21 protein-coding genes and 1 rRNA gene are annotated in these 23,233 nt (G+C 72.9%); 2 read left to right on the top strand and 20 right to left on the bottom strand.

Annotated features, from left to right (window positions below; translation table 11 throughout):
* Nucleotides 1-141: 141 nt before the first annotated feature.
* Entirely contained in the window at nucleotides 142-591 is a 450-nt protein-coding gene (locus ACFY36_RS51710) for a TetR/AcrR family transcriptional regulator C-terminal domain-containing protein (RefSeq protein WP_499753315.1), read from the bottom strand.
* Between the two features lie 26 nt (nucleotides 592-617).
* Here ACFY36_RS51710 and ACFY36_RS51705 point away from each other — a divergent pair, with 26 nt between their 5' ends.
* Nucleotides 618-800 (top strand): hypothetical protein, encoded by a 183-nt coding sequence (locus tag ACFY36_RS51705; protein WP_499753314.1) that lies wholly within the window; start codon nucleotides 618-620, stop codon nucleotides 798-800.
* On the opposite strand, the gene ACFY36_RS51700 is transcribed toward ACFY36_RS51705, so the two are convergent.
* From ACFY36_RS51700 to ACFY36_RS51630, 15 genes are all read right to left on the bottom strand, one after another.
* Nucleotides 795-1,943 (bottom strand): PrsW family intramembrane metalloprotease, encoded by a 1,149-nt coding sequence (locus ACFY36_RS51700; RefSeq protein WP_499753313.1) that lies wholly within the window; start codon nucleotides 1,941-1,943, stop codon nucleotides 795-797. The two genes, ACFY36_RS51705 and ACFY36_RS51700, sit on opposite strands and share 6 nt — an antisense overlap.
* On the bottom strand, nucleotides 1,940-2,584 hold the full coding sequence (locus ACFY36_RS51695) for a hypothetical protein (RefSeq protein ID WP_499753312.1): 645 nt from the start codon (nucleotides 2,582-2,584) through the stop codon (nucleotides 1,940-1,942). Before ACFY36_RS51695 ends, ACFY36_RS51700 begins: the two co-directional genes overlap by 4 nt.
* A gap of 88 nt (nucleotides 2,585-2,672) precedes the next feature.
* Nucleotides 2,673-3,254, bottom strand: a complete 582-nt coding sequence (locus ACFY36_RS51690; RefSeq protein ID WP_499753311.1) for an NUDIX domain-containing protein — start codon at nucleotides 3,252-3,254, stop codon at nucleotides 2,673-2,675.
* Nucleotides 3,251-4,930: a CTP synthase gene (gene pyrG / locus ACFY36_RS51685; protein WP_498689664.1), complete on the bottom strand. Its 1,680-nt coding sequence runs from the start codon at nucleotides 4,928-4,930 to the stop codon at nucleotides 3,251-3,253. The genes ACFY36_RS51690 and pyrG overlap by 4 nt, the downstream gene beginning before the upstream one ends.
* A 127-nt stretch (nucleotides 4,931-5,057) precedes the next feature.
* Nucleotides 5,058-7,316: a hypothetical protein gene (locus ACFY36_RS51680; protein ID WP_499753310.1), complete on the bottom strand. Its 2,259-nt coding sequence runs from the start codon at nucleotides 7,314-7,316 to the stop codon at nucleotides 5,058-5,060.
* Between the two features lie 227 nt (nucleotides 7,317-7,543).
* Complete coding sequence (locus tag ACFY36_RS51675) at nucleotides 7,544-8,662, bottom strand: glycosyltransferase family 4 protein (RefSeq protein WP_499753309.1); 1,119 nt, start codon at nucleotides 8,660-8,662, stop codon at nucleotides 7,544-7,546.
* Between the two features lie 58 nt (nucleotides 8,663-8,720).
* Complete coding sequence (murJ, locus tag ACFY36_RS51670) at nucleotides 8,721-10,301, bottom strand: murein biosynthesis integral membrane protein MurJ (RefSeq protein WP_499753308.1); 1,581 nt, start codon at nucleotides 10,299-10,301, stop codon at nucleotides 8,721-8,723.
* The gene (locus ACFY36_RS51665; RefSeq protein WP_499753307.1) at nucleotides 10,298-11,137 is read right to left on the bottom strand and encodes a hypothetical protein; all 840 of its coding nucleotides are present in this window, start codon (nucleotides 11,135-11,137) and stop codon (nucleotides 10,298-10,300) included. Before ACFY36_RS51665 ends, murJ begins: the two co-directional genes overlap by 4 nt.
* Before the next feature lie 25 nt (nucleotides 11,138-11,162).
* The gene (locus ACFY36_RS51660) at nucleotides 11,163-12,098 is read right to left on the bottom strand and encodes a copper transporter (protein WP_499753306.1); all 936 of its coding nucleotides are present in this window, start codon (nucleotides 12,096-12,098) and stop codon (nucleotides 11,163-11,165) included.
* Nucleotides 12,099-12,107: 9 nt separating this feature from the next.
* Entirely contained in the window at nucleotides 12,108-13,286 is a 1,179-nt protein-coding gene (steA, locus tag ACFY36_RS51655) for a putative cytokinetic ring protein SteA (RefSeq protein WP_097323299.1), read from the bottom strand.
* An 88-nt stretch (nucleotides 13,287-13,374) separates the two neighbouring features.
* Entirely contained in the window at nucleotides 13,375-15,123 is a 1,749-nt protein-coding gene (gene recN, locus ACFY36_RS51650; protein WP_499753305.1) for a DNA repair protein RecN, read from the bottom strand.
* A gap of 43 nt (nucleotides 15,124-15,166) precedes the next feature.
* Nucleotides 15,167-16,054, bottom strand: a complete 888-nt coding sequence (locus ACFY36_RS51645) for an NAD kinase (RefSeq protein WP_499753304.1) — start codon at nucleotides 16,052-16,054, stop codon at nucleotides 15,167-15,169.
* Nucleotides 16,051-16,917 (bottom strand): TlyA family RNA methyltransferase, encoded by an 867-nt coding sequence (locus ACFY36_RS51640; protein WP_499753303.1) that lies wholly within the window; start codon nucleotides 16,915-16,917, stop codon nucleotides 16,051-16,053. Before ACFY36_RS51640 ends, ACFY36_RS51645 begins: the two co-directional genes overlap by 4 nt.
* A gap of 7 nt (nucleotides 16,918-16,924) precedes the next feature.
* The gene (locus ACFY36_RS51635; protein WP_499753302.1) at nucleotides 16,925-17,197 is read right to left on the bottom strand and encodes a hypothetical protein; all 273 of its coding nucleotides are present in this window, start codon (nucleotides 17,195-17,197) and stop codon (nucleotides 16,925-16,927) included.
* 4 nt (nucleotides 17,198-17,201) lie between these two features.
* Nucleotides 17,202-18,158: a phasin family protein gene (locus tag ACFY36_RS51630; RefSeq protein ID WP_499753301.1), complete on the bottom strand. Its 957-nt coding sequence runs from the start codon at nucleotides 18,156-18,158 to the stop codon at nucleotides 17,202-17,204.
* Nucleotides 18,159-18,267: 109 nt separating this feature from the next.
* On the opposite strand from ACFY36_RS51630, the gene ACFY36_RS51625 reads away from it, so the two are divergent.
* Nucleotides 18,268-18,603, top strand: a complete 336-nt coding sequence (locus ACFY36_RS51625) for an SCP2 sterol-binding domain-containing protein (protein ID WP_499753300.1) — start codon at nucleotides 18,268-18,270, stop codon at nucleotides 18,601-18,603.
* On the opposite strand, the gene ACFY36_RS51620 is transcribed toward ACFY36_RS51625, so the two are convergent.
* The 4 genes from ACFY36_RS51620 to rrf all read right to left on the bottom strand — a co-directional run.
* A complete protein-coding gene (locus tag ACFY36_RS51620) occupies nucleotides 18,557-19,231 on the bottom strand; it encodes a flavin reductase family protein (protein WP_499753316.1) in 675 nt (224 codons plus the stop codon). The two genes, ACFY36_RS51625 and ACFY36_RS51620, sit on opposite strands and share 47 nt — an antisense overlap.
* Before the next feature lie 83 nt (nucleotides 19,232-19,314).
* On the bottom strand, nucleotides 19,315-20,310 hold the full coding sequence (locus ACFY36_RS51615) for an HAD-IIA family hydrolase (protein ID WP_499753299.1): 996 nt from the start codon (nucleotides 20,308-20,310) through the stop codon (nucleotides 19,315-19,317).
* Nucleotides 20,307-23,009 (bottom strand): tetratricopeptide repeat protein, encoded by a 2,703-nt coding sequence (locus ACFY36_RS51610; protein WP_499753298.1) that lies wholly within the window; start codon nucleotides 23,007-23,009, stop codon nucleotides 20,307-20,309. Before ACFY36_RS51610 ends, ACFY36_RS51615 begins: the two co-directional genes overlap by 4 nt.
* 136 nt (nucleotides 23,010-23,145) lie before the next feature.
* Nucleotides 23,146-23,233 (bottom strand): 5S ribosomal RNA (gene rrf, locus ACFY36_RS51605); the annotation flags it as partial.

Here is a 23,233-nt window from a genome sequence, read left to right as displayed (position 1 = left end):
GGCGGGCGGGGGGGGGGGGGGGGGGGGCGGGGGGGGGGGGGGGGGCGCCCGCGGGCGCGGGGGCCCCCCCCCCCCCCCCAAAAAAACACCCCCCCGGGGGGGGGGGGGGGGGGCCCCCGCCCCCCCCCCCACCTTTCCGTATCAGGCTTCCGGGCCCAGCCGCGCGGCTATGCCGGCGATGAGAACCTCCAACTGCCGCTCGAAGCGTGACCCGTCGTCCTGGCGGGCGTGTCCGGTCCGGGCCACGAGCGGGGCGCCGGCGCCGATCCGGGCGTCGCGGTCCTCGGGTGAGTAGCGCCCCGGATCCCGCGACCTCTCCTGCTCCTCGATCACGAAGCCGACCACGAACGCCGTGACCAGGTCGGTCGCGTCGGCCACCGACACCCCGGCCGCGGACCATCGCCGGAGCCAGGGCTCCTGCGCCTTGAGCACGTCGGCGTCGGTGATCAGCGTGCCGCTGAAGGTCCGCGCCCCGTCGCGATGGGCCAGATATTCCGCCCGCAGGGCACGCGCGTACGCCACGAGGTCGTCGAGCCAGGACCGGTGGCCGAGCCCCGATTCGCCGCCGACGAGGAGGCGGCGCCGCTTCACCGGGTTCGCGCCGGGGCCGCGCTGGCGTGGGTGTACGACTGAGCGGCCACCCCGAGGAGGGTGGCCGCGTCGGCACCATCGCGATGCTGGTGATCGCCTGTTTCGTGATCGGCGTCTACCGGGCGTGGGATCTGGTCGGCGGCCCCTCGTTCGACCTCGGCCGCGAGGTGCGCGCGTTGTTCCGCAAGGAGCTGCCGCCTCCGCTATGAGGTCCGGATCCGTTCCAGTTCGGAGCGGGCGAAATCCACCCGCGGGCTCTCCGCGCCTCCCGAGGCGGCCAGCTGGTCGGCCAGGTCGTGGGCGGCCTCCAGGCGGTGGTGGCGGGCTCGCCGGGCGGCCCGGCCGTGTGCGGCTCCGCGATAGCGGCGGCGCTGGCGCCAACCACCGGCCAGGGTGTCCAGCTCCTCCTGGGTGATCACGCCGCTCTCCGCCTCGGGCGCCATCACGGCCCGCATGGCCTCCCGTTCCGGGCGGACGGTCAGGTGGAACACCGTGATCACGGCCACGAAGCTCAGCAGGATCTCCACCACCAGCAGAGTCCCGAGCACCTGGCCGTTGCCGCCGGACAGGCCGACGTTCGCGTCCCACAGGCCGTGCAGCACCATCGCGGTCAGGATCAGGCCGATGCCCAGGCCGAGGCGGCGGCGCTGGGCCACCGTTCCGACGATGTAGACGACGCCGGCGCCGGCGATCGCCGAATACAGGATGTGCGAGGAGAAGCCGGTCAGCAGGCGCAGGCCGACCGTGTGCAGGCTCGTGCCGAGCTGGTCGGAGCCGAACTGCTCGGCGCCGGCGTTCAGGCCGTACGAGATGTCCTCGATGATCTCGAAACCGAGACCGGCGAACGCGCCGACGATGAAGCCGTCGTAGGCCGTACGGACCACGCGCGGGGCGATGAACAGCAGCAGGAGCACGCCCGAGGCCTTGCCGAGCTCCTCGAAGAACGGCGCCGTGAGCCCGGCCCCGAACGACTGCTGGAAGCTCTCGCCGAACAGCTTGCCGTAGAGGTCGATCAGCGCGCTGTTGCCGGACAGGGCGATGGCCCACGTGGCGGCGAAGCCACCCCAGACGAACGCGGCCACGACCAGGCCGAGCGGCTGCTTCGAGTAGCGGTCGATGCGCTGGGTGAACCACCAGAACAGCACCGCGTAGATCGCGAAGATGACCGCGCTGGCGGTGAGGGCCGGGGCGTACAGCCGGATGCCCTGGTTGACCATGCCGAACAGGACCCAGACGCCGTAGCCGACGCCGAGCACGTACACCCAGAAGCAGGCGTTGCGCGGCTGCCAGAGGTGGAACGGGTTGCCCCAGCCGGTGCGCGCGATCGCGGCTTCCCGCGTGGCCGTCGTCATGACGCGCTCCCGATCGGCTGGACGGACTGGAGCATGCCGGCGATCTGGCGGGCCACGCCGTCGGGCACGTCCCGCGGGCCGACGACCTCGACCTCGACGCCGGTCTCACCGAAGACGAACGCCGCGACCAGGCCGGTGCCGTTGGTGCCCTCGAAGTTGGCCGCCACCCCCTGGTCGCCGCGGCTGTTGGCGATGGTCACCGGGTCTCCGGTGACGTGGAAGCCGGCGTCGTCGGGCACGCGCAGGCCGTCGTTGGTCTTCTTGATCTGGGCCAGCAGCTGCGCCGGTGTGCCCCGATAGGTGTCCGCGACGACTTCGAAGGTCACTCCGCCGTACGACACCGCGGCCGTCCCGGGATATCCGGCGGCTCCGGCCTGCCCCTGTCGCAGCCCGGTCAGCAGGTTCGCCCCGACGACCGGGACGAACCGCACGTCGGTGCCGACCTGGATCACGTCGCCGGCCTTGATCGGGTCGTCGACCGACACCCGGTCGTCGATGGCCGGCACGATCCACACCGCGATCGCGAAGAGCAGCACGACCACGGCCGCCGGCAGCAGCGTACGTCTGTCCATTCCCACCAGGCGCCGGTCGACCGGCACCCAGTTCGCGCGCCAGCGCTCTTCCGCGTGAAGCCCCGTCATGATCGGACGCTAACAGAGCGGCACGACGGCCCGGAACCGCAATGAGTCAGCGATCACTCACACTGCGCGGCGCCGGGCCGTCCGGAACTCAAGCGCGCTGGAGCGTGGCCCAGCCCTCGTCGCGGGCGCGGGCCGCGGCGAGCAGGCCGCCCACCGCGGCCGCGTTGGTGATCTCGCCGCGGAAGATCATGGCTACCGCCTCGTCGAGGTCGACGCGGGTGATCTCCAGGTCGGCTTCCTCGTCCGTCCGCGAATAGCGCTTGTCGTCCGGGACCTCGGTGAGGTCGCGGGCCAGGAAGATGCGGATCGTCTCGTCGCTGAAGCCGGGCGAGTTGTACATGTCGATCAGCACGTCCCAGCGGGCCGCGTCGACGTCGGCCTCCTCGGCCAGCTCGCGGGCGGCGGTGGCCACCAGATCTTCGCCGTCGACGTCGCGCAGGCCGGCCGGCAGCTCCCAGAGGCGCTGGCCGACCGCGTGCCGGTACTGCCGGATCAGCACGACCCGGTCGACCTCGTCGAGGGCGACGATCCCGACCGCGCCCTTGTTGCGGACCACGTCCCGCTTGGCGGTGCCGCCGCTCGACATGGTCACCTCGTCGCTGAAGACCTCGAAGATCGGGCCCTTGTAGCGGGAGGTGCTCGAGACCGTCTCGTGGACGAAGGACGTCACGACGCGTCCACCGGGAGCTCGTCGGCCGCCGCGTATTCGATGGCGGCCTTGACCAGCCCGTCGAAGAGCGGGTGGGGCCGGGTCGGCCGGCTCTTGAGCTCCGGGTGGGCCTGGGTGGCCACGAAGTACGGGTGGGTCTCGCGGTCGAGCTCGATGAACTCGACGAGCCGCCCGTCGGGCGAGGTGCCCGAGAAGACCAGCCCGGCCGCCGACAGCTTGGCCCGGTAGTCGTTGTTGACCTCGTAGCGGTGGCGGTGACGCTCGGAGATGTCGGTCGAGCCGTACACCTCGGCGACGACCGAGCCCTCGCGCAGCGTGGCCGGGTACGCGCCCAGGCGCATGGTGCCGCCCAGGTCGCCCTTGCCGGCGACGATGTCCTCCTGGTCGGCCATGGTGGAGATGACCGGGTACGGCGCCTGCTCGTCGAACTCGAGCGAGTTGGCGCCGGTGAGCCCGGCCATGTGCCGCGCGGCGTCGATGGTCATGCACTGCAGGCCGAGGCAGAGGCCGAGGATCGGGATCTGGTTCTCGCGGGCGTACCGCGAAGTGTTGACCTTGCCCTCGATGCCGCGGACGCCGAAGCCGCCGGGGATGACGATGCCGTCGACGCCCTTGAGGGCGGTGGCCGCGCCGGCCATCGTCTCGCAGTCGTCGCTCGGCACCCAGCGGAGCTGGATCTTGACCGTGTTGCCGAAGCCGGCGGCGCGGATGGCCTCGCTGACCGACAGGTACGCGTCGGGCAGGTCGACGTACTTGCCGACGAGCGCGATCGTGATGGTGCGCTTCGGGTGGTGCACCCGCTCGAGCAGGTCGTGCCACGTCGACCAGTTCACGTCACGGAAGGAAAGGCCCAGGCGGCGTACGACGTACGCGTCGAGGCCCTCCTCGTGCAGCACCTTGGGGATGTCGTAGATGCTGGGCGCGTCCGGGCAGGCGATGACGGCCTCACGGTCGACGTCGCAGTAGAGCGCCAGCTTGTGCTTGAGCTTCTCGGGGATCTCCCGGTCGCTGCGGCAGATCAGCGCGTCGGGCTGGATGCCGATGTTGCGCAGCGCGGCCACCGAGTGCTGGGTCGGCTTGGTCTTCAGCTCGCCCGACGGCGCCAGGTAGGGCACCAGCGAGACGTGCAGGTAGAAGACGTGGTCACGGCCGACTTCGTGGCGGACCTGCCGGATCGCCTCGAGGAACGGCAGCGACTCCATGTCGCCGACGGTGCCGCCGACCTCGGTGATGACGACGTCGGGCTTGCGCCCGTTCTCGTCCTCGTCGGCCATCGCGAAGATCCGCGACTTGATCTCGTTGGTGATGTGCGGAATCACCTGGACGGTGTCGCCGAGGTATTCACCGCGCCGCTCCCGGGCGATGACCGCCGAGTACACCTGACCGGTGGTGACGTTCGCCTTGCCGGACAGTGACCGGTCGAGGAAGCGCTCGTAGTGGCCGACGTCCAGGTCGGTCTCGGCCCCGTCCTCGGTCACGAAGACCTCGCCGTGCTGGAACGGGTTCATCGTTCCAGGGTCGACGTTGAGGTAGGGGTCGAGCTTCTGCATGACGACCCGCAGTCCGCGCGCGGTCAGAAGGTTGCCGAGGCTGGAGGCGGTGAGGCCTTTGCCCAGCGAGGAGGCGACGCCCCCGGTGACGAAGATGTGCCGCGTGTCGCGCACTGTTGAGGCCAAGGCCTTGCTCCCGTGGTCGTCTGTTGAGCCGACGTGCAGACCGGGGTGCTAAAAGCGGCCCCATCCACGGGAGTCCACCGTAACACCTGAGAACGACGGCGCACGTTCGGGCTGGTCGTGACGCGTGTCAACCTGACAGAGCGCGATCACTGCGCAACAGCGGGCCGCCAGGCCCGTCGGTCTCCCCCTCCGGACGAGTACGGTCCGCCGCGTGCAGCAACACGCGCAGTGCGGTCAGCACCGCCGTGGGCACCACCGCAGCCGCCGCGGCACCGGCCACGGTCAACGCGGAGCCACTGAGCACGCCGGCGGCCAATGTCGCCACTGTCACTCCGGCCCCGGCCGCCCGCAGCGCCGGGTGGAGCCCGAAGACCCGGTTGAGTCCACCCCACGGCGAGAACTGGCAGAAGGCCAGCATCAGCACCCCGGCCACGGCCAGGATCGTCAGCGGGCTGTTCAGCAACGTCTGCCCGTTGGCGGCGGCGGCCCGCTGCATGGCCGGCCCGCCGGTGCCGTTGGCCAGCTCGGACAGCAGCCGGCCCAGGCTGCCCTGATCGGCCGCCGGCCGGTGCACGTCGACCAGCGCGAACCCGATGGTGACGGCCAGACCGGCCACCGCGGCCCAGGCGAACCGCGCGAACGTCAGCCACCCACCGGTGCTGATGGCCGCGGTCACGCACACCCCGGCGGTGACGGCCACCGCGCCGACCGGGTCGGCCCCGAGGTAGGGGCTGCCGACCATGACCACGCCGATGCCGCCCAGCAGCACCACCACGACCGGCCGCCACGGCTTGCTGAGCCACTGCGCGAGGCAGCCCGCGGCCACCAGCAGCCCGGCCACGAAGACGCCGAGCCCGACCACGCCGACCCCCGCGTAGCGCCCGCCCTGCGTCGCCGAATAGCCGGCCACCCCGTTGAGCTGAAGCCGCGCCCCGGTCAGCAGGTCGAGACCGACCACCACGGCGCCGATCGCGGCCGACGCGCCCAGCGGCCACAGCGTCCGCGGATAGCGCGGCGAGGCCCGGAGCACGGCGGTGCCGATGAGCGTGAAGACCCCGGTGACGAGCCCGAACACCCACGCCGGATGCGAGTAGCGCCACCAGGGTGTCGCGTCGGCCAGCAGCGCGGCCGGAATGGCCAGCGCGGCCGCGATCAGGGCGAGCTCGGCCACCGCGACCAGCTTCTTGGGCGGCAGAGCAGGCCCGCGCGGCCCCGCGTGGCGCCGTGCCCGCACGAGGATCGGCACCATCAGCAGGAACAGCAGCACCTGAAGGATGGCCAGCACGGTGAAGAAGATGCCGGCCACCGCGTTCTGCGCCTTGGCCCGCAGGTCGGCGTTGTGCACGCCGAGCATGGCGTCGGTGATGTCGGAGGGCCGCCCCTCGACGACGGTGGCCGTCCGCCCGGCGAACAGTTTCTCCGGCGCCGGCCGCCCCAGCGCGGACAGGATCGTCGGAGCCAGATCGATCAGCTGCAGGTAGCCGTCACGCCCGGTGCCGGCCGAGGTGAGCCAGCCGCCGTTCCAGCCCTCGCCCTCGGCGATCGCCACGTGCAGCCGGTTGGAGCGCTCGGTGTCGGAGACGCCGGCGACCAGCAGCAGCGACCGCTCGGGCCGGGCCGCGACCACCCGGGACAGCAGCGCGTCGGCCGCCTCGACCTGCGCCCGCCGGGCCGCGCCGGCCCCGCTGACGGTGCCCAGGTCGACGAAGGAGAGCACACAGTCGGACAGCAGCTTCTTCGGATCGGCCGGCAGCTCGGGCTGGTATTTGTCGACGCGCCCGAACGGCCGGGCGGCCGCGATCGCCGCCCCGGAACCGACGGCGACCGTGCAGCGCACCGACTCGGCGAGGGCGCCGGGCGTAGCTCCGTACGGCAACCTGTCCTGGTTGTTCTGAACGACCGTGCGCTGGTCGGTGACGTTGGCGCCGATCCCGTCGGGCTGGGTGAGCGCCGGCGCGGCGGGTTCGCACTGGCTGCTGCTGGTGCGCCGCGGCCAGGCCGCGTAGTTGCCGGCCCCCAGGGTCAGCCAGCCGTCGGACGGGCAGGTCACCTTCATCGCCGACCGCACCGACAGCCACCCCACGGACCCCCGGGTGGCCTCCTGCCAGAGCGCGGGCGTCCGCTGCGGATCGAGATCGTCCCACCGCAGCCCCGCCGCCCCGGCCACGATCACGTAGTCGGCGCTGCCGGGCGTCGCGGTCGTCGACGGCCGGATCGCCAGCCCGACGAGACTGGCCGCCGCGATCAGAGCCACGAGAAGATAAGGAACCCAGCGCCGCCCACCGGACCGCCGGGGCGGCGCCGAAGCGGGCCGGACCCGCCGCAGCCGGTCGAGCAGCCCGGCCCCCCGGGACGACGAGGCCGCCCCGGACGCCAGCAGCCCCACCCGGGCGAGCAGGCCCGGCCGCTCAGGTGGCGCCGACCCGGGCGCAGGCCGGCCGGGACCCTCGGACGGCGCTGAAGCGGGCGCAGGCCGGCCCGAGCGCTCGGACGACGCCGAACCGGGCGCGGGACGGCCGGGACCCTCGGACGGCGCTGAACCGGGCGCAGGCCCGCCCGAGCGCTCGGACGGCGCAGAACCAGGCGTGCGCCGGCGTGGGCGCTTGGGCGGTGTCACTCGCGGGCCGTCACTTCGGCGTAGGCGGCCAGGACGTCGGCCACGGTGTCGCTCTCGCCCGGCCAGGTGGCGGCGCGGGCCGGGCCCCGGGCGGCGTAGTCGGCGCGCTTGGCCGGGTCGGCCAGCATGTCGCGGACGGCGGTGTCGAGGGCGTCGACGTCGCCCGGCGGGATGAGCACGGCCGCGTCGCCGACCAGGCCGGGCAGGCCACCGACGGCGGTGGTGATCAGCGGGACGCCGGCCTCGAGGGCCTCCTGCGCGAACAGCTGCCGGGCCTCCCAGTCGCTGGTGACCACCGCCAGGTCGGCCCCGAGCAGCAGGTCGGGCACGTCGGAGCGGCGCCCGAGCAGGTGGAACGGCGCGTGCACCTGCGAGGCGAGCTGGGCCAGCGACATGTAGCTGGGTCCGGAGCCGGCCACCACGACCACCGGGGCCGGGTCGAAGCTCTTCCACCGGGCCGACGCCTCGACCAGCAGGTCGTAGCGTTTCTGCGGATGGAGCCGGCCGACCGAGACGATCAGCGGGGTCTCGGGGCGCAGCCGGAACTCGGCGCGCACCGCGGCCCGGGTGCGGCGCGGCGGGGCCAGGGTGGGCGCGGCGACGGCGCCGAGGCGGGCGTTGCGGGCGCCCAGCTGGGTGGCCCGCTCGACCAGGTCTTCGGAGGCGCCCAGGGTGAGGGCGGCGCTGCGCGCGACGACCCGCTCGACCAGGGCCGCGGCCTGCCCGCGCAGGCCCCGGCGGACCATGACGGTGTTGTGGAGCGTGACGATCAAGGGCTTGCCCGTCCGCGCGACGGCGGCCACGAAAGCGGCGCGCAACCCGTGCGCGTGCACGACGTCGATCGGACGGCTGCTGAGCACCCCGCGCAGCTTGCGCACGGTGCCGGCGTCCTGCGCGCCCGGGTTGGCCGGGATCTCCACCGGCACGAAGGTCGCCCCGGCGGCGGCGAAGCCGAACAGCTCATCGGTCGCGGCCGGCCCGCACACCATCACCTCGCACCCGGCGGCGACCAGACCCCGGGTCAGCGACCCGACATGCTGCCCGACCCCGCCGGTGCTCGACGCGAGCACCAGTGCCACCGATCCGCGCCACCCCACGGCCTGTTCCTCCCTCATTTCACCGTTCTTGCCTTCATAGACAACCGGCCCGTCTCCGCCGTTGCATCGCGCCGCCTCATTTACGGCGGCGGCGCAAGCGGCGGCTGAGCGGGGCCGCCAGGGACGCCATGTCGTGCCGGGCCGCCGGATAGGCGACCGCGAGGAAGACCCCGAGCACGACGAGCCCACCCAGCATGCCTTGGACGACGCTTCCGGCGACGGTCGGGGTCGTGCCGAAAAGCTGTCCGATTCCGACCACCACGCCCCACCCGGCGAGCGCCGCCGGTCCCCCGGCCCCGATCGCCACCGCCACCGAACGCGGCAAGCCCGTCAATGCCTCGGGGCCGGCGTGACGGCGTACGGCAAGAATGAGAAGAAGCCCGATCACCGTCATGCCGGCGGCGTTCGCCAGGCCCAGGCCCAGCACCTGGCGAGAGTCGCCGAGCCCGGTCAGCGCGAGCGCGCTCGCCGCGGCGATCAGCCACCCCGCGGCGGTCGACCAGGCGGCGGCCACCGTGGCCCCGCGCGCATAGAGCGCCCTCGAGAGCAAGGCGAAGAGCGCGTAGCCCAACAGCCCCGGCGCGAATCCGACAATTCCGGACGACGCCGGAGCGGCGCCCGTCAGGTACGCGATCGGGCCGGCCAACGCGATCAACGCCGCCGCGCCCAGCCCGGCCAGCAGCGTCACCGAACGGGCGGCGCCGGAGAGCGAGCGCCGATAGGTCTCCTCGTCCCCGCTCGAGGCCGCGGCGGCCAGCGAAGGGTAGACCGCGGTGGCCACCGGCACCGCCAGCACGGCCCACGGCAGCAGGAAGACCGTCTGCGCCGCGTTGTAGAGCGTGAGCCCGCCGCTCGTCGCGAGCGCGATGACCACGACGATCATCATCTGCTGCGAGCCGACGGTGACCGCGCCGGCCCAGCCGAGCCGTACGGCCTGGCGGCCCTCGCCGCCGGGGAAACGCAGTGTGGGCCGCAGCCGCAGGCGCAGCTTCCGGAGCGGGATCAGCAGGCAGAGCGCGAGCACCACGACGCCCGCGGTGGTGCCGGCCGACAGGGTGAGCTCGCCGGTGCGGGTCAGGCCCGCGAAGTCGGTCCGGGGCCCGTCGACGACCGCGTACGTCAGGTAGGCGCCCATCACGGTCACGCTGGACAGCAGCGGGGCGATCGCCGGCCAGGCGAACCGGTGGTGCGCCTGCAACACCCCGGTGAGCACGATCCCGATCCCGTACAGCGGAAGCTGGGGGGCGAAGACCCGCAGCATGCCGGCCGCGGTCTGCTGATGCTCGGCCGGCACGCCGGGCAACAGCGACGCGATCGGCCCGGCCAGCAGCGCGACGAGCACGGCCAGCGGCAGCATCAGGACCAGCACCCAGGTCAGCAGCGCCGAGGCCACCGCGTGGACGCGCTCCCGGTCGCCCGCCGCGACGTGCCCGGCCAGCAGCGGCACCACCAGGCTGGCCAGCGCGCCGCCCGCGACCAGCTCGAAGACGATGTTCGGGATGGTGTTGGCGGCGTTGTAGATGTCGCCCAGCCGGGTGGCGCCGACCGTGTGCAGGAAGACGAAGGTGCGGCCGAACCCGGCGATCCGCGCCACCACCGTGAGGACGGTGATCAGCGCGGCGGCCCCGGCGATCTTCGCCGCCGGCGCCGTTTTCACGTGGACGGCGGGCGGCGGCCCAGCTCGTCGAGATAACGCAGCCACGGGGTGTCCTGGATGACCTGGGTGAAGCTGACCTTCTCGCTGGCCGCGGTCAGCGTGCCCAGCGCGGTCAGCGCGATCGCCCGCCCGGCCGGGCCGGTGCGCGCGATCAGGGCCACGCCGAGCAGCGCGCCCAGGGCGTTCGCCCCGGAGTCGCCCAGCATGATCTCCTCGGCCAGGTCGTCGGCGACCAGGCCGGAGGCCGCGCCCAGCGTTCCCGCCGCGAGGCCGCCGCCCTGGCCGACGGCGAGCGGCGCCCCGATCACGGCCGACGCCTTGATCGCCCGGCCCGGGCGCAGGTCGAGCAGGTTGATCAGGTTGGCCGTGCCGGCGATGACCCCGGCGCCGAGCAGCACGTCGGTCGCGCGGCCGATCCGCGTGCGCCGGTTGCTGCCGATCAGCGCGCTGGCCACGAACGCGCCCGCGCCCACGCCCACGATCTTCACCAGCCCGCTGGTGACCTGGCCCTCGCGCAGCGCGCCGAGGTGACCGGCGAAGCCCTTGAACACCTTCTGCTCGGGGCGGTTGCCGACCACGTCGTCGTAGAGGCCGACCGCTCCCGACACCGCGCCCGCCGCCACCGCCGCCGCGGCGGCCCGGCCGTCGCGGGCGCCGAGCGCCGCCGCCGTGGTCGCGCCGAGGGCGAGCGCCGGCCCGCCGGCCAGCGTGACCGTGCGCCCGTGGAAGTTGGTGCGTTCCAGTGCGGCGGCGTTCGGGTCGCGGCGGATCCAGGCGAGGGCGGCGCGGGCGACGGACGCGCCGACGCCGAACGACCGGAGAACTCCAGAGGCCATGGGTGAGAAGTCTAGAGACCGGGCGCTACGACGCGGCCTTCGGCACCAGCGACGAGGCGCCGGCGGCCAGGCCGTACTGGCCGGTCTTGCCCTGCACCAGCCGTTCGACGGTGGCCATGCCGGTCGCGACCTGGCCGTCGGTGGTGCTCGCGTTGTCCACGGTGGAGATCCGCTGCACCAGGGTCGGGTCGCCGCGCACCTCGGAGACGAGGTTGCCGTCGCCGACGCCACCGCCGGCCACGACCATCGGGCGGTCCTTGCTGAACTGGTCGGCCATGGTCAGCGCCGACTGGTTGCGCTTGGCCGCGTCTTTGTCGGCCGGCGGCTCGCCCGAGACCATCACGACGCCCTCGGCCCCGCCGACCGCCTTGTCCTCGACCTTGATGTAGCCCTGCTCGGAGTACGCGGTCAGCACCGCCGTCACGTCGCCGGCGGCGGCCTGGGTGGCTCCGGTGTGCAGCAGCAGCGCGAGGGCGAGCTGCGCGCTCGCCGTCTCGACGCCGTTGCTGTTCAGCGGCAGGACGTCGTTCTGGATGGTCGGCTGCGACGACTGGCTGGCCAGGTCGAGCAGCTCCACCTCGACCGAGGGGTCGAAGAACTTGTCCTGCACCGTCACGGTCGCGGTGATCGTGGCCCCGGCCACCTTCAGCATCGCGGCCACGTCGTCGGCGTAGTCGGCCGTGCCGGGCAGCGCCACCACGGTCAGCTTGCGGCCGGTGAGCTTGCCGTTGAGCAGGGTCGGCGCGATCTCGGTGGCGAACTCCTGGCTGCGGTTGAGCTCGTCGCGGTATTGGTTGATCTGGTCGCGCTTGTTGCTGTTGTCCTTGTTCAGCGCGGTGATCTGGCTCTTCAGGTTCTCGGCGACCGGCCCGTTGAGCGCGGCGGTGCCCACGACCAGGCCGATGGCCAGCGCCAGGAAGACCGCGGTGAGCGACACCACGTGATACCGGAAGTTGATCACGAAAAGTCCCTAGAAGAGGTGACCGAGTTGGAAGACCAGATTGTCCCACCACTCGGAAACCACGGTGAGGTACGCCTTGCCGACCGTCGACACGGCGACCGCCGAAGCCATCGCGGCCATCGCCGAGAGCACGAGCAGCAGCAGCGCCGACCCGGAGATGCCCTGCCGGTAGAGCCGGCTCACGCCCTTGGCGTCGACCAGCTTGCCGCCGACCTTGAGCCGGGTCAGGAACGTCGAGGCCATGCCGCCGCGGCCCTTGTCGAGGAACTCGACCAGGTTGGCGTGGGTGCCGACGGCGACGATGAGCGTGGCGCCCTTGTCGTCGGCCAGCAGCATCGCCAGGTCTTCGCTGGTGGCCGCGGCCGGGAAGGTCAGCGCGGGCACGTCGAGCTTGTGCACCCGTTCCAGGCCCGGGGCGCGGCCGTCGGGATAGGCGTGCACGACCACCTCGGCGCCGCAGCGCAGCACGTCGTCGGTCACCGAGTCCATGTCGCCGATGATCATGTCGGGGGTGTATCCCGACTCGACCAGCGCGTCCGCGCCGCCGTCCACCCCGATGAGCACCGGCTTGTACTCGTGGATGTACGGGCGCAGGACGTCGAGGTCGTCCTTGTAGTCGTAACCGCGCACGACGATCAGCACGTGCCGCCCGGCGATGCGGGTCTGCACGTCGGGCACGCCGACGCCGTCGAGCAGCAGGTCGCGCTCCTGCTTGAGGTAGTCCATGGTGTTCGCGGCGAACGCCTCGAGCTGCACGGACAGGCCCTCGCGGGCGTCGGCCATCGAGCGGGCGACGGTCTCGGTGTCCTGCCGGACGCCGGTGGCCACGGCCTCGCCGTCGAGCAGCACGGTGTCGCCCTCGATGACGATCTGGTCGCCCTCGTGCAGCCGCTCGAAGACCTCCTCACCGAGGTCGTCGACGAGCAGCACGCCGTTCTTGATGAGGACCTCGGGGCCGAGATTGGGATAGCGGCCGGAGATCGACGGCTTCGCGTTGAGCACCACTTTGACACCGACGGCGACGAGCGCGTCGGCGGCCACCCGGTCGATGTCGACGTGATCGATCACGGCGATCTCGCCCGGGCGGAGCCGGCCGGTCAGCCTCTTGGTCCGCCGGTCGAGCCGGGCGGTGCCGGTGATCGCCTCGGGATCGGTGCTCCGGGTGCGGCGCAGGGTGGGAAGTCGCATCACGGCCATCCTGACACGCCGGATCACGCGCCTCGCACGCGACATGCGCGATCTCACCCACAAAAGGGGCATAACGCCCCCGTGATCGTCACCTTCCCGACTTCTCGCGGCCGGCGACCGCCAGCAGCTCCTCGGCATGCGCGATGCCCAGGTCGGAATCGGGCAGGCCGGCCAGCATGCGGGCCAGCTCACGGGCGCGCTCGGTCTCCTCGACGATCCGCACGCCGCTGGTGGTGATGGCCCCGCCGGTGTCCTTGGCGACCACGAGATGGCGGTCGGCGAACGCCGCCACCTGCGGCAGGTGGGTCACCACCAGCACCTGGTGGGTGCGCGCGAGACGGGCCAGGCGCCGGCCGATCTCGACCGCCGCCGTGCCGCCGACACCGGAGTCGACCTCGTCGAAGACCAGCGTCTCCGGGCCGCCGGCGCCGGCGAAGACGACCTCGATGGCCAGCATCACGCGGGAGAGCTCACCGCCCGACGCGCCCTTCTGCAGCGGCAGCGACGGCGCGCCCGGATGGGCCAGCAGCCGGAGCTCGATCTCGTCGGCGCCGTCGGGGCCGACCGCGAGATCGCCGACGCTCGGCTCGTCCTTGCCTCCGCTGCGGGGCAGCACGGCGATCTCGACCCGCGCGTGGGGCATGGCGAGGCCGGCCAGCTCGACGCTGACCGCCTCGGAGAACCGGCCGGCCGCCTCGACCCGGGCCGCGGTGAGCCGCTCGGCCAGCTCGCCGACCTGGGTCGCGAGCCGCTGGCGCTCCTTGTCGAGCTCCTCGAGCAGCTCGTCGGAGTTGTCGAGCTGCGACAGCCGGGTGCGGGCGTTGTCGGCCCAGGCGATGACGCCCTCGACGTCGTCGGCGTATTTGCGGGTCAGGCTGCGCAGGGCGGCCCGCCGCTCGTAGATCTGCTCCAGACGGGCCGGGTCGGCGTCGAGCGTGCCCAGATAGGTCGACAGCTCGGAGGCGACGTCGCCGACCAGGGTGGCCGCCTCCTCGATGCGGCCGGCCAGCTCGCCCAGCGACGCGTCGAGCTCGGCCTGCGCCTCGAGGGTGCGCCGCGCCGTGCCCAGAAGCTGCGTGGCGTCGGGGGTCTCGTCGCTGACCTCGACCCCGCCGGCCAGCGCCTGGGCGGCGATCGTGGCCGCCACCCGCAGGCCCTCGGCGTGTTCGAGACGCTGGACCTCGGCCCGCAGATCGTCGTCCTCGCCCGGCTGCGGATCGACCCGGCTGATCTCGTCGAGGCCCAGCTTGAGCAGGTCGGCCTCCTGCGCGCGGTCGCGCGCGTTGCGCCGCCGGTCGGCCAGATCGTCGACGACGGCACGCCAGCGGCCGTACGCCTCCCGATAGGTCTCCAGAAGTTTCTCGTGCTCCGGGCCGGCGAACCGGTCGAGCGCGCCCCGCTGCTCGGCCGGGCGCAGCAGGCGCAGCTGGTCGGACTGGCCGTGCACGGCCAGGACCCGCTCGCCGATGTCGGTCAGCATCGCCACCGGCATGCTGCGGCCGCCGACGTGGGCCCGCGAGCGGCCCTCGATGGTCACCGTGCGGCTCAGCAGTACCGAACCGTCCTCGTCGACCTCGGCCCCGGCGTCGGTGATGCGGGTGCGCACCTCGTCGCCGAGCTTGCCGGCCAGGCGCAGCCGGCCCTCGACGACGGCCCGGCCCGGGTCGGAACGCACCCGGCCCGCGTCGGCCCGGCCGCCGAACAGCAGGCCGAGACCGGTCACCACCATCGTCTTACCGGCACCGGTCTCACCGGTGATGACGTTCATGCCCGCCGTCAGCCGCAGGGTCGTGTCATCGATGACACCGAGCCCGGTGATCCGCAGTTCCTCCAGCACAGGGCAGACAGTATCGGTCCCCACCGACAATCGCCCACTGCGGCTACCTTCGATTGCCCCGCCAGCCCTCCACCGGGAGGGCGAACTTGGCGACCAGGACGTCGGTGAAAGGCCTGGGTGCGAGCCGGACCAGCCGTACGGGCAACTGACCGCGCTCGACCGTGACCTTCGCACCCGGCGGAAGGTCCCACGTGCGGCGGCCGTCGCAGCAGAGCACCGCGAACGACGTGTACGGGTCGACGGTCAGCGCGAACGTCGACGTCGGCGCCGTGACCAGCGGTTTGCTGAACAGGGCGTGCGCGCTGATCGGCACCAGCAGCAGCGCCTCGACCTCGGGCCAGACGACCGGGCCGCCGCCGGAGAAGGCGTACGCCGTCGAACCGGTCGGAGTGGCGCACACCACACCGTCGCAGCCGTAGCGGGCCAGCGGCCGCCCGTCCACGTCGACGAGCAGCTCGAGCATCTGCGCCCGCTGCCCCTTCTCGACGCTCACCTCGTTCAGCGCCCACGATTCGGCGATCAGCCGTCCGTCGTACTCGGCCCGGACGTCGAGGGTCAACCGCTCGTCCACCTTGTACGAACCGTCGACGACATCCTTGACGGCCTGGTCGATGTGCTCGATCTCGGCCTCGGCCAGGAAGCCGACCTTGCCCAGGTTGATGCCGAGCAGCGGCGCCTTGAGCGGGCGGGCCAGCTCGGCCGCGCGCAGGAAGGTGCCGTCGCCGCCGAGCGCCAGCACGATCTCGACGCCCTCGGCGGCCGCGGGACCGCTCACCGCCGTCACCTCGGGCGGCAGATCGAGATCGGCCACCTCCTCGGCGATCACGCGCACCTCGAACCCGGCCGCGATCAGGTCGCGGGCCACGGTCCGGGCGTGCTGCGTGCTCTGCCGCCGGCCGGTGTGGGTGACCAGCAGGGCCGAGCGCGTCATGAGTCCTCCAAAAGGGCGGCGGCCGGGTCAGGCTCCGGCGCGTGCGAAGCTACCCCGATCTTGGGCCCGGCGGCGACCACTCCTTCGATCTCCGCACGATCGGCTTGCGGCGCGTCCCGCCGGAACCACACGAAGAACTCGACGTTCCCGCTCGGCCCGGGCAGAGGGCTCGCGGTCACCCCTCGGGTCCCCAGGCCCAGCTCCCACGCGGCGGCGGCGACATCGAGGACGGCTTCGGCCCGCAGAGGCCATTCCCGTACGACACCACCGGCGCCGACACGGTCCTTTCCGACCTCGAACTGCGGCTTGACCATCAGCGCGAGATCACCGTCGTCCTTCGTGCACGCGGCGAGCGCCGGCAGCACGAGCCGCAACGAGATGAAGGACAGATCGGCGACGGTCAGATCGACCGGCCCGCCGATCACTTCGGGCGTGAGGGTACGCACGTTGGTGCGCTCGTGGACGTCCACACGCTCATCGTTGCGGATGGGCCAGGCGAGCTGCCCGTAACCGACGTCGACGGCGACGACCCGCTCGGCCCCCGCCCGCAACAGCACATCAGTGAAGCCGCCGGTGGAGGCGCCGGCGTCGAGACACCGCCGCCCGGTCACGCTCAGGCCTTCACGACCGAACGCCTCCAGGGCGCCGAACAGCTTGTGCCCACCACGCGACACGTATGCGGTGGCCGGGTCCTCCCCGGTCACCAGCACCGGATCGGCCGGGTCGACCATGGCCGCCACCTTGCGGGCAACGGTGCCGCGCACCTGCACCCGGCCGGCCTCGACCAGCTGCGCGGCCTGCTCGCGGGAGCGGGCCAGCTTGCGGCGCACCAGTTCGGCGTCGAGCCGCGCTCTCTTGGCCATCAGACCCTCACCGATCGATGCTCGCCAGCGTCTCCTGGAAGACCTGGTGCGCCGCCTCGTACTCGGCGATCTGCTCGGCCGGCGCGAGCCGGCTCGCGTTCTCCAGCGCCTTCAGCACGGCGTCGACGGCCGGATGCCCGGTCTCCTCGACGATCTGACCACTGGCCTCGGCGAACGCCTCACGGTGCTCCACCGGCGCCGGAGCCTGGGGTTGGTGGGAGGGCGGGGGCCCCGGGCGGAACCCGCCCGGAGGCGGGCCCGGCTTGAACGGGTACGTCATCGCCTCATGCCTCCCGGTCGGCCTTGTCCTCGACGGGCGCCGGCGTCTCCGGCGCGCTCAGCGGCGGCAGAACCGTCCCCGCCGCGGCGTCCCGCACGGCGGCGGTCGGCGCCTCAGCGGTGCCCGCCGGAGCCGACGGCAGCGCCTTGGCGGCCGGCTTCTTGGCAACAGCCTTCTTCGCCGGCTTCTTCACGGGCGCGCCCGGCGCGGCCGGGACGTTCGTCGCGTCCTTTACCGGCGCGCTTTTCGCGGCCTTCTTCGCGGCGGCCTTCTTGATGGCGGCGCTGGGCGTCACCGTCTCCGCGATGGCCGCCTTCTTGGCCGGCGGCACCGGAACGGCACCGGCCGTGGCCGTGGCCGCCGCGGGGGCCTTCTTCGCCACGGCCTTCTTGGCCACCGCCTTCTTCGCGGGCGGGATCGGCGCGGCGCCGGCCGTAGCCGTCTCCTCGGCCGGAACCTTCTTCGCCACAGCCTTCTTCGCGACCGCCTTCTTGGCCGGCGCGCTCGCGACCCTCGACGTGTTCGCGAGCGGCGCGGCCGGCGTCGTGCCCGCCGACGGCATCGCGTTCGGCACGGCCGCCTTCTTGGCCACCTTGCGCGGCAACGGCGCCGGCTCCTCGAGCCTGGTACCGCCCGTCGCCCCGCCACCGACACCGCTGTCCTCGGCCTCGCGCAGCTGGTCCTCGAGGTCACGCAGACGCGTCTTCAGCTCGGTGACCTCTTCGGCGGTGGCGAGACCCACCACATTGAGCGCCCGCTCAACCTCGTAGCGCACCAGATTGGTCAGCGCCTCGCGGTTGGCCACGCCGGCCGACAGCAGGTCGTCCACCAGCCCCTGCAACTGCGCGGCCGTGGCCCCGCCCTTGCTGACCAACTCGCCCGCCACCCTCTGGGCGCGCTTGCGGGGCGCCTCGGTCAGTCCGAGGGCAAGGTCCAGATACGCCCGCCATGCGTCCGGCATTTTTCCGCTCCTCTCGCGGCTCGTCGGGTGCAACGCTACCGGGAGGTCGGGGAGACTTCGTGAGGTACGGTCCGGTACCCGGACCGGGTGTCGCGAGAAAGGGTTCCAGATGGCCACCGTGGACGAGTGCCGAGACGCTTTGCACGCCCTGGCGGCGAAGCTCGACCGCAACGCCGAGACCCAGGGCAAGCTCGACTTCGACCGTACGCTGGCCTGCCGCGTCCCCGACCTGGGAACGGCCTTCCACGCCCGCCTCACCGGCGGCCGCCTGGTCGACATCACCGACGGCGACGACCCCAAGGCGAAGATCGCCCTCACCGCCGACGGCGACAACCTGCTGGCCCTGCTGCGCGGCGAGCTCGACGTGACCCGCGCCGTGGCCTCCCGCCAGATTCAGATCAAGGCGAATCCGTTCGACCTGCTGAAGCTGCGTAAGCTCCTCTGACGGCTTCGTCCAAAGAAGGCATTCGCCACCCCTGCGCGAGGCGGGACGCGTGCACGTTGACACCGCCACCGAAGAACTCGGTGAACTTCATGATCAGCGGATCCCACCGCAGCGGGTCCACGTACGCCGTACCCTCAATGATCAGATCTTTGTCGACGTGGGCCCGGAGCACCTCGACCTGATAGGCGGTGGCTCGCAGACCGGGCTCGGTGAGCGGATGGGTGCCGGTCACCCGGCACTCCAGCTGGATGGGGCACTCGGCGACCCGGGGCGGCGCGACAAGCTCGGACGCCTGCCGGGTGAGCCCGCCGAGCGCGAACTTGTCGGCCACGTGCCGGTAGCCCTGCGCCCGTTTCCCGCTGGGCACATCGGCCCGCCCGGTCGTCATGGCGATCCGGTCCACCGCCGACACCATCGCCGACGACGGCAGGTTGAGCACACACTCCCGCTCCCGCCACAGATTGGCCGCGGTCTGGCTGCGATCCCCCATCCCGAGCACCGCCGTCTGCCCCAGCCACCACGCCGACGACATCGGCGCCAGGTTGGCGCTGCCGTCCGGGTTGACGGTGCTGAGCAGCACCACCGGGGTGCCGAAGTAGAGAACTTTCAGTCCAGGCACGACGTGCACAAGAGCCTCCCGCGTCGATCGAGACTCCATGCTCACCCGCCCCGAAACGCAAAGCTGGCGGCTTTCGGACGTCGCGTCGCCCGCTACAGGGACCAGGCGCGAAAGACGTCTCGGGCGGCGTCCGAGGCCGCGCGCAGCGAGCTCACCGGGACGCCGTTCCAGGTGGCGGAGCACAGCAGGCGCAGCGCCGCCAGGGGGTCGCCGGCGCCGTCCAGCGTCGCGCTGCCGGTGTCCCGGGTGAGGGTCCAGCCCGCGGGCCCGGCCGGGAGGCGGAGGTCGTCGGCGGGGGCGAACAGGCCGGACAGGTCGGCCGCCACGAAAGTGGGCCGGCGGTCCGGCGTGGCCGACAGGAGGTCGGCCGGGGTGCTCACGCCGGTGAGGACCAGGAGGCTGTCCATGCCCGCGGTCACCGCGCCCTGGATGTCGGTGTCCAGGCGGTCGCCCACCACCAGGGGGTGCTTCGCGTCCGCGTGCGCGGCGGCGGTGGTGAACAGGGCCGGCTCGGGCTTCCCCACGACCAGGTCGGGGTCGCGGTCGAGGGCCGTACGCAGCACAGCCACCAGCGAGCCGTTGCCCGGGAGCGGGCCCCGGGGGCTGGGCAGCGTGCGGTCGGTGTTGGTGGCCACCCAGAGCGCCCCGGCCCGTACGGCCAGGGAAGCCTCGGCCAGGACCCGCCAGCCGACGTCGGGGCCGTAGCCCTGAACCACCGCGGCGGGCTTCTCCTCAGCGGTCTCGACCACGGTCAGGCCGGCGTCGCGGACCTCGGCCCGGAGTGCGTCGGCGCCCACCACCAGCACGGGGGCGCCGGCGGGGAGCTTCTCGGCGAGCAGGGACGCCGCCGCGCCGGCCGAGGTGAGGACCTCAGCCGGCGTCGCGGGCACGCCCATCTTCGTGAGTGCTGCGGCTACGTCGGGGGCCCGGCGAGAGGCGTTGTTCGTCGCGTACGCCACGGGGACGCCCGACGACCGCAGGCGCCCGATGGCCTCGGGGGCGCCTGCGATCGGCTCGTCGATCAGGTAGACGACGCCGTCCAGGTCGAAGACGACCAGGTCGTAGCCGGCTACGAGGGGCTCGCTCACTCCTGGGGCTTCTTGCCCTCGGTCGTGGGCTCGTCCTCGACGGCCGAGAAGTTCACGGCGGGGACGGCGTCGCCCTGCTTCTTCTCGACCGGGTCGGTGTTCACGTCCGTCTCGGCGACGGCGACCGGCTCGTCGTCCTCGTCCTCGTCGTCCTCGTCCTCGTCGTCCTCGTCGGCGTCCGAGTCGTCGTAGTCGTCGGACTTGGCGTCGACCTCGTCGAGGTCGTCATCGTCGTCCTGGTCCTCGTCGTCCTCGTCGAACTCGTCGTCACCGTCGTAGGAGTCGCGAGCGCCCTCGTCGTCGTCCTCGTCGGCGGAGTCGGCGTCGGCGTCGGCGTCGGCGGAGCCAGTGGGCGCCTCGGCATCCTCGTCCTCCACGTCGTCGCCCTCGATGGTGACGCCGTCGAGCTCGAGCAGCCGCTCGGCCGCGTCGGTGAGCTGGTCCTCGTCGACGGCGGCGGCGCGGGCGAACCACTCGCGGGCCTCGTCACGCCGGCCGGCGGCCAGCAGGGCGTCGGCGTACGCGTAACGCAGGCGCGCCGCCCAGTCGGCGTCGTCGTCGGCGGTGAGCTCGCGCACCTGGAGCATCGCCACCGCGGCGTCGTGCTGACCCAGGTCACCCCGGGCGCCGGCCGCCACGATGAGCAGCTCGATCGCGCCGGACTTCTCCATCTTCTCGATGTCGGCGCCACGGAACAGGTCGATGGCCCGCTCGGGACGCCCCAGCGCCCGCTCGCAGTCGGCCAGTTCGGCCAGGTGCGTCTGGCGTCCGGTCATTCGGTGGTACGTCCGCAGCTCGGCGATCGCCGTGGTCCAGTCACCCGCCGCGTACGCCGCCAGACCCACCGCCTCGCGCACGACGGCGATCCGCGACGCCAGGCGCCGGGCCGCGATCGCGTGCTGGAGAGCCAGCTCGGAGTCCTCGTCGATGATCTGGCCGGCCGCTACGAGGTGACGCGAGACGGTGTCGGCCGCTTCCCGGGCCAGCGACACGAGCTCGGCCCGCACCTCCTGGTCGAGGTCGGTCGCCTGGATCTCCGCGGGGATCTCCGGCGCCTTGAAGGTTTGCTCGTCGCCGCCCTGCTCGTCACGGGCCGGCCCGCGGTCGTCCCGGTCGCGGTAGCCGCCCCGGTCGTCCCGGTTGTAGCCACCCCGGTCGTCACGGCTCTGGTAGCCGCCGCGGTCACGGTCGCCACCACGGAACCCGCCGCGGTCGCCGCCACGGTCCTGGTACGAGGGACGGTCGCCCCGGAACCCGCCGCCCTGCGGCCGGTCACCCCGGTCACGCTGGGGCCGGTCACCGTACGGACGGTCACCCGACGGACGGTCACCCGACGGACGGTCACCCCGGTAGCCCCCGCCACTGCGGTTGCCCGGCCGGTCGCCGCCGCCCGGGTAGCCACCACGGTCACGGTCGCCGCCACGGTAGCCACCGCGGTCGTCCCGGTTCTGGTAGCCGCCGCCCTGCGGACGGTCCCGGTCGCCGCCGCGGAACCCGCCACGGTCACCCTGGTAGCCGCTGCGCGGCGCGCCGCCCTCGCGGTCGCCCCCACGGAAGCCACCCCGGTCGTCACGGTTCTGGTAGCCGCCACGGTCACGGTCGCCACCACGGAAACCGCCACGGTCGCCACCACCCTGGTAGCCACCACGGTCACGGTCCCCGCCACGGAAACCGCCCCGGTCGCCACCGCCCTGGTAGCCACCACGGTCACGGTCGCCACCACGGAAGCCGCCACCCTGGGGACGGTCACCCCGGTCCTGGTACGAAGGCCGGTCGCCCCGGAAGCCACCGCCCTGCGGACGGTCACCCCGATCCTGGTACGACGGGCGCTCACGGTCACCGCCGCGGAAGCCACCACCCTGGGGACGGTCGCCCCCACGGAAGCCACCGCGGTCGCCGCCACCCTGGTAACCACCACGGTCACGGTCGCCGCCACGGAAGCCGCCACCCTGGGGACGGTCACCACGATCCTGGTACGAAGGCCGGTCACCCCGGTCGCTCCGGAAGCCACCGCCCTGGGGACGGTCGCCCCGGTCACTACGGAAGCCGCCACCCTGGGGACGGTCACCGCGGTAGCCGCCGCCCTGCGGACGGTCGCCGCCGGACACACCACGACGGTCGCCGCCACCCTGGTAACCACCACGGTCACGGTCGCCACCACGGAAGCCGCCACTCTGGGGACGGTCGCCGCCACGGAAACCGCCGCGGTCGCCGCCACCCTGGTAACCACCACGGTCACGGTCTCCGCCACGGAAGCCGCCCCGGTCGCCGCCACCCTGGTAACCACCACGGTCACGGTCACCGCCACGGAAGCCGCCGCCTTGGGGACGGTCGCCGCCACGGTAGCCGCCGCGGTCGCCGCCACCCTGGTAACCACCACGATCGCGGTCGCCGCCACGGAAGCCGCCGCCCTGGGGACGGTCGCCGCCACGGTCACCACCGGAGGAACCGCCGCGGTAACCGCCACGGTCGCCACCGCCCTGGTAGCCACCACGGTCGCGGTCGCCGCCACGGAAGCCTCCGCGGTCACCGCCGCGGTCGCGGTCACCGCCGCGGTCGCGGTCACCGCCCCGGTCGCCTCTGTCTCCGCGATCGTTCCGGTCGCCCCGGAAGCCACCGCGGTCGCGGTCACCGCCGCGGCCGGCCCGGCGGTCGTCGTCGCGGGGGCCGGAGCCGCCGTCCTGGGGTCCTGTAGTCACGGATCAAATCCTTCCGGTACGGCGGGCCCTCGGTATGGCGGGCAAGCCTCAAAACTCAAAGTTACTCGGGGGCGGGCACACAAAAGCAGCCGAGGGCCGACTCCGTCTCGGAGCGGCCCTCGGCTGGTTACGTTGAGTCCGGCGGCGTCCTACTCTCCCACACCCTCCCGAGTGCAGTACCATCGGCGCTGGAGGGCTTAGCTTCCGGGTTCGGAATGAGACCG

The sequence above is a fragment of the Actinoplanes sp. NPDC000266 genome, from assembly GCF_042899005.1.
GTDB lineage: Bacteria > Actinomycetota > Actinomycetes > Mycobacteriales > Micromonosporaceae > Actinoplanes.
The sequence above is the reverse complement of the archived record's forward strand: the minus strand, read 5'-3'. Positions and strand labels throughout refer to the sequence as shown.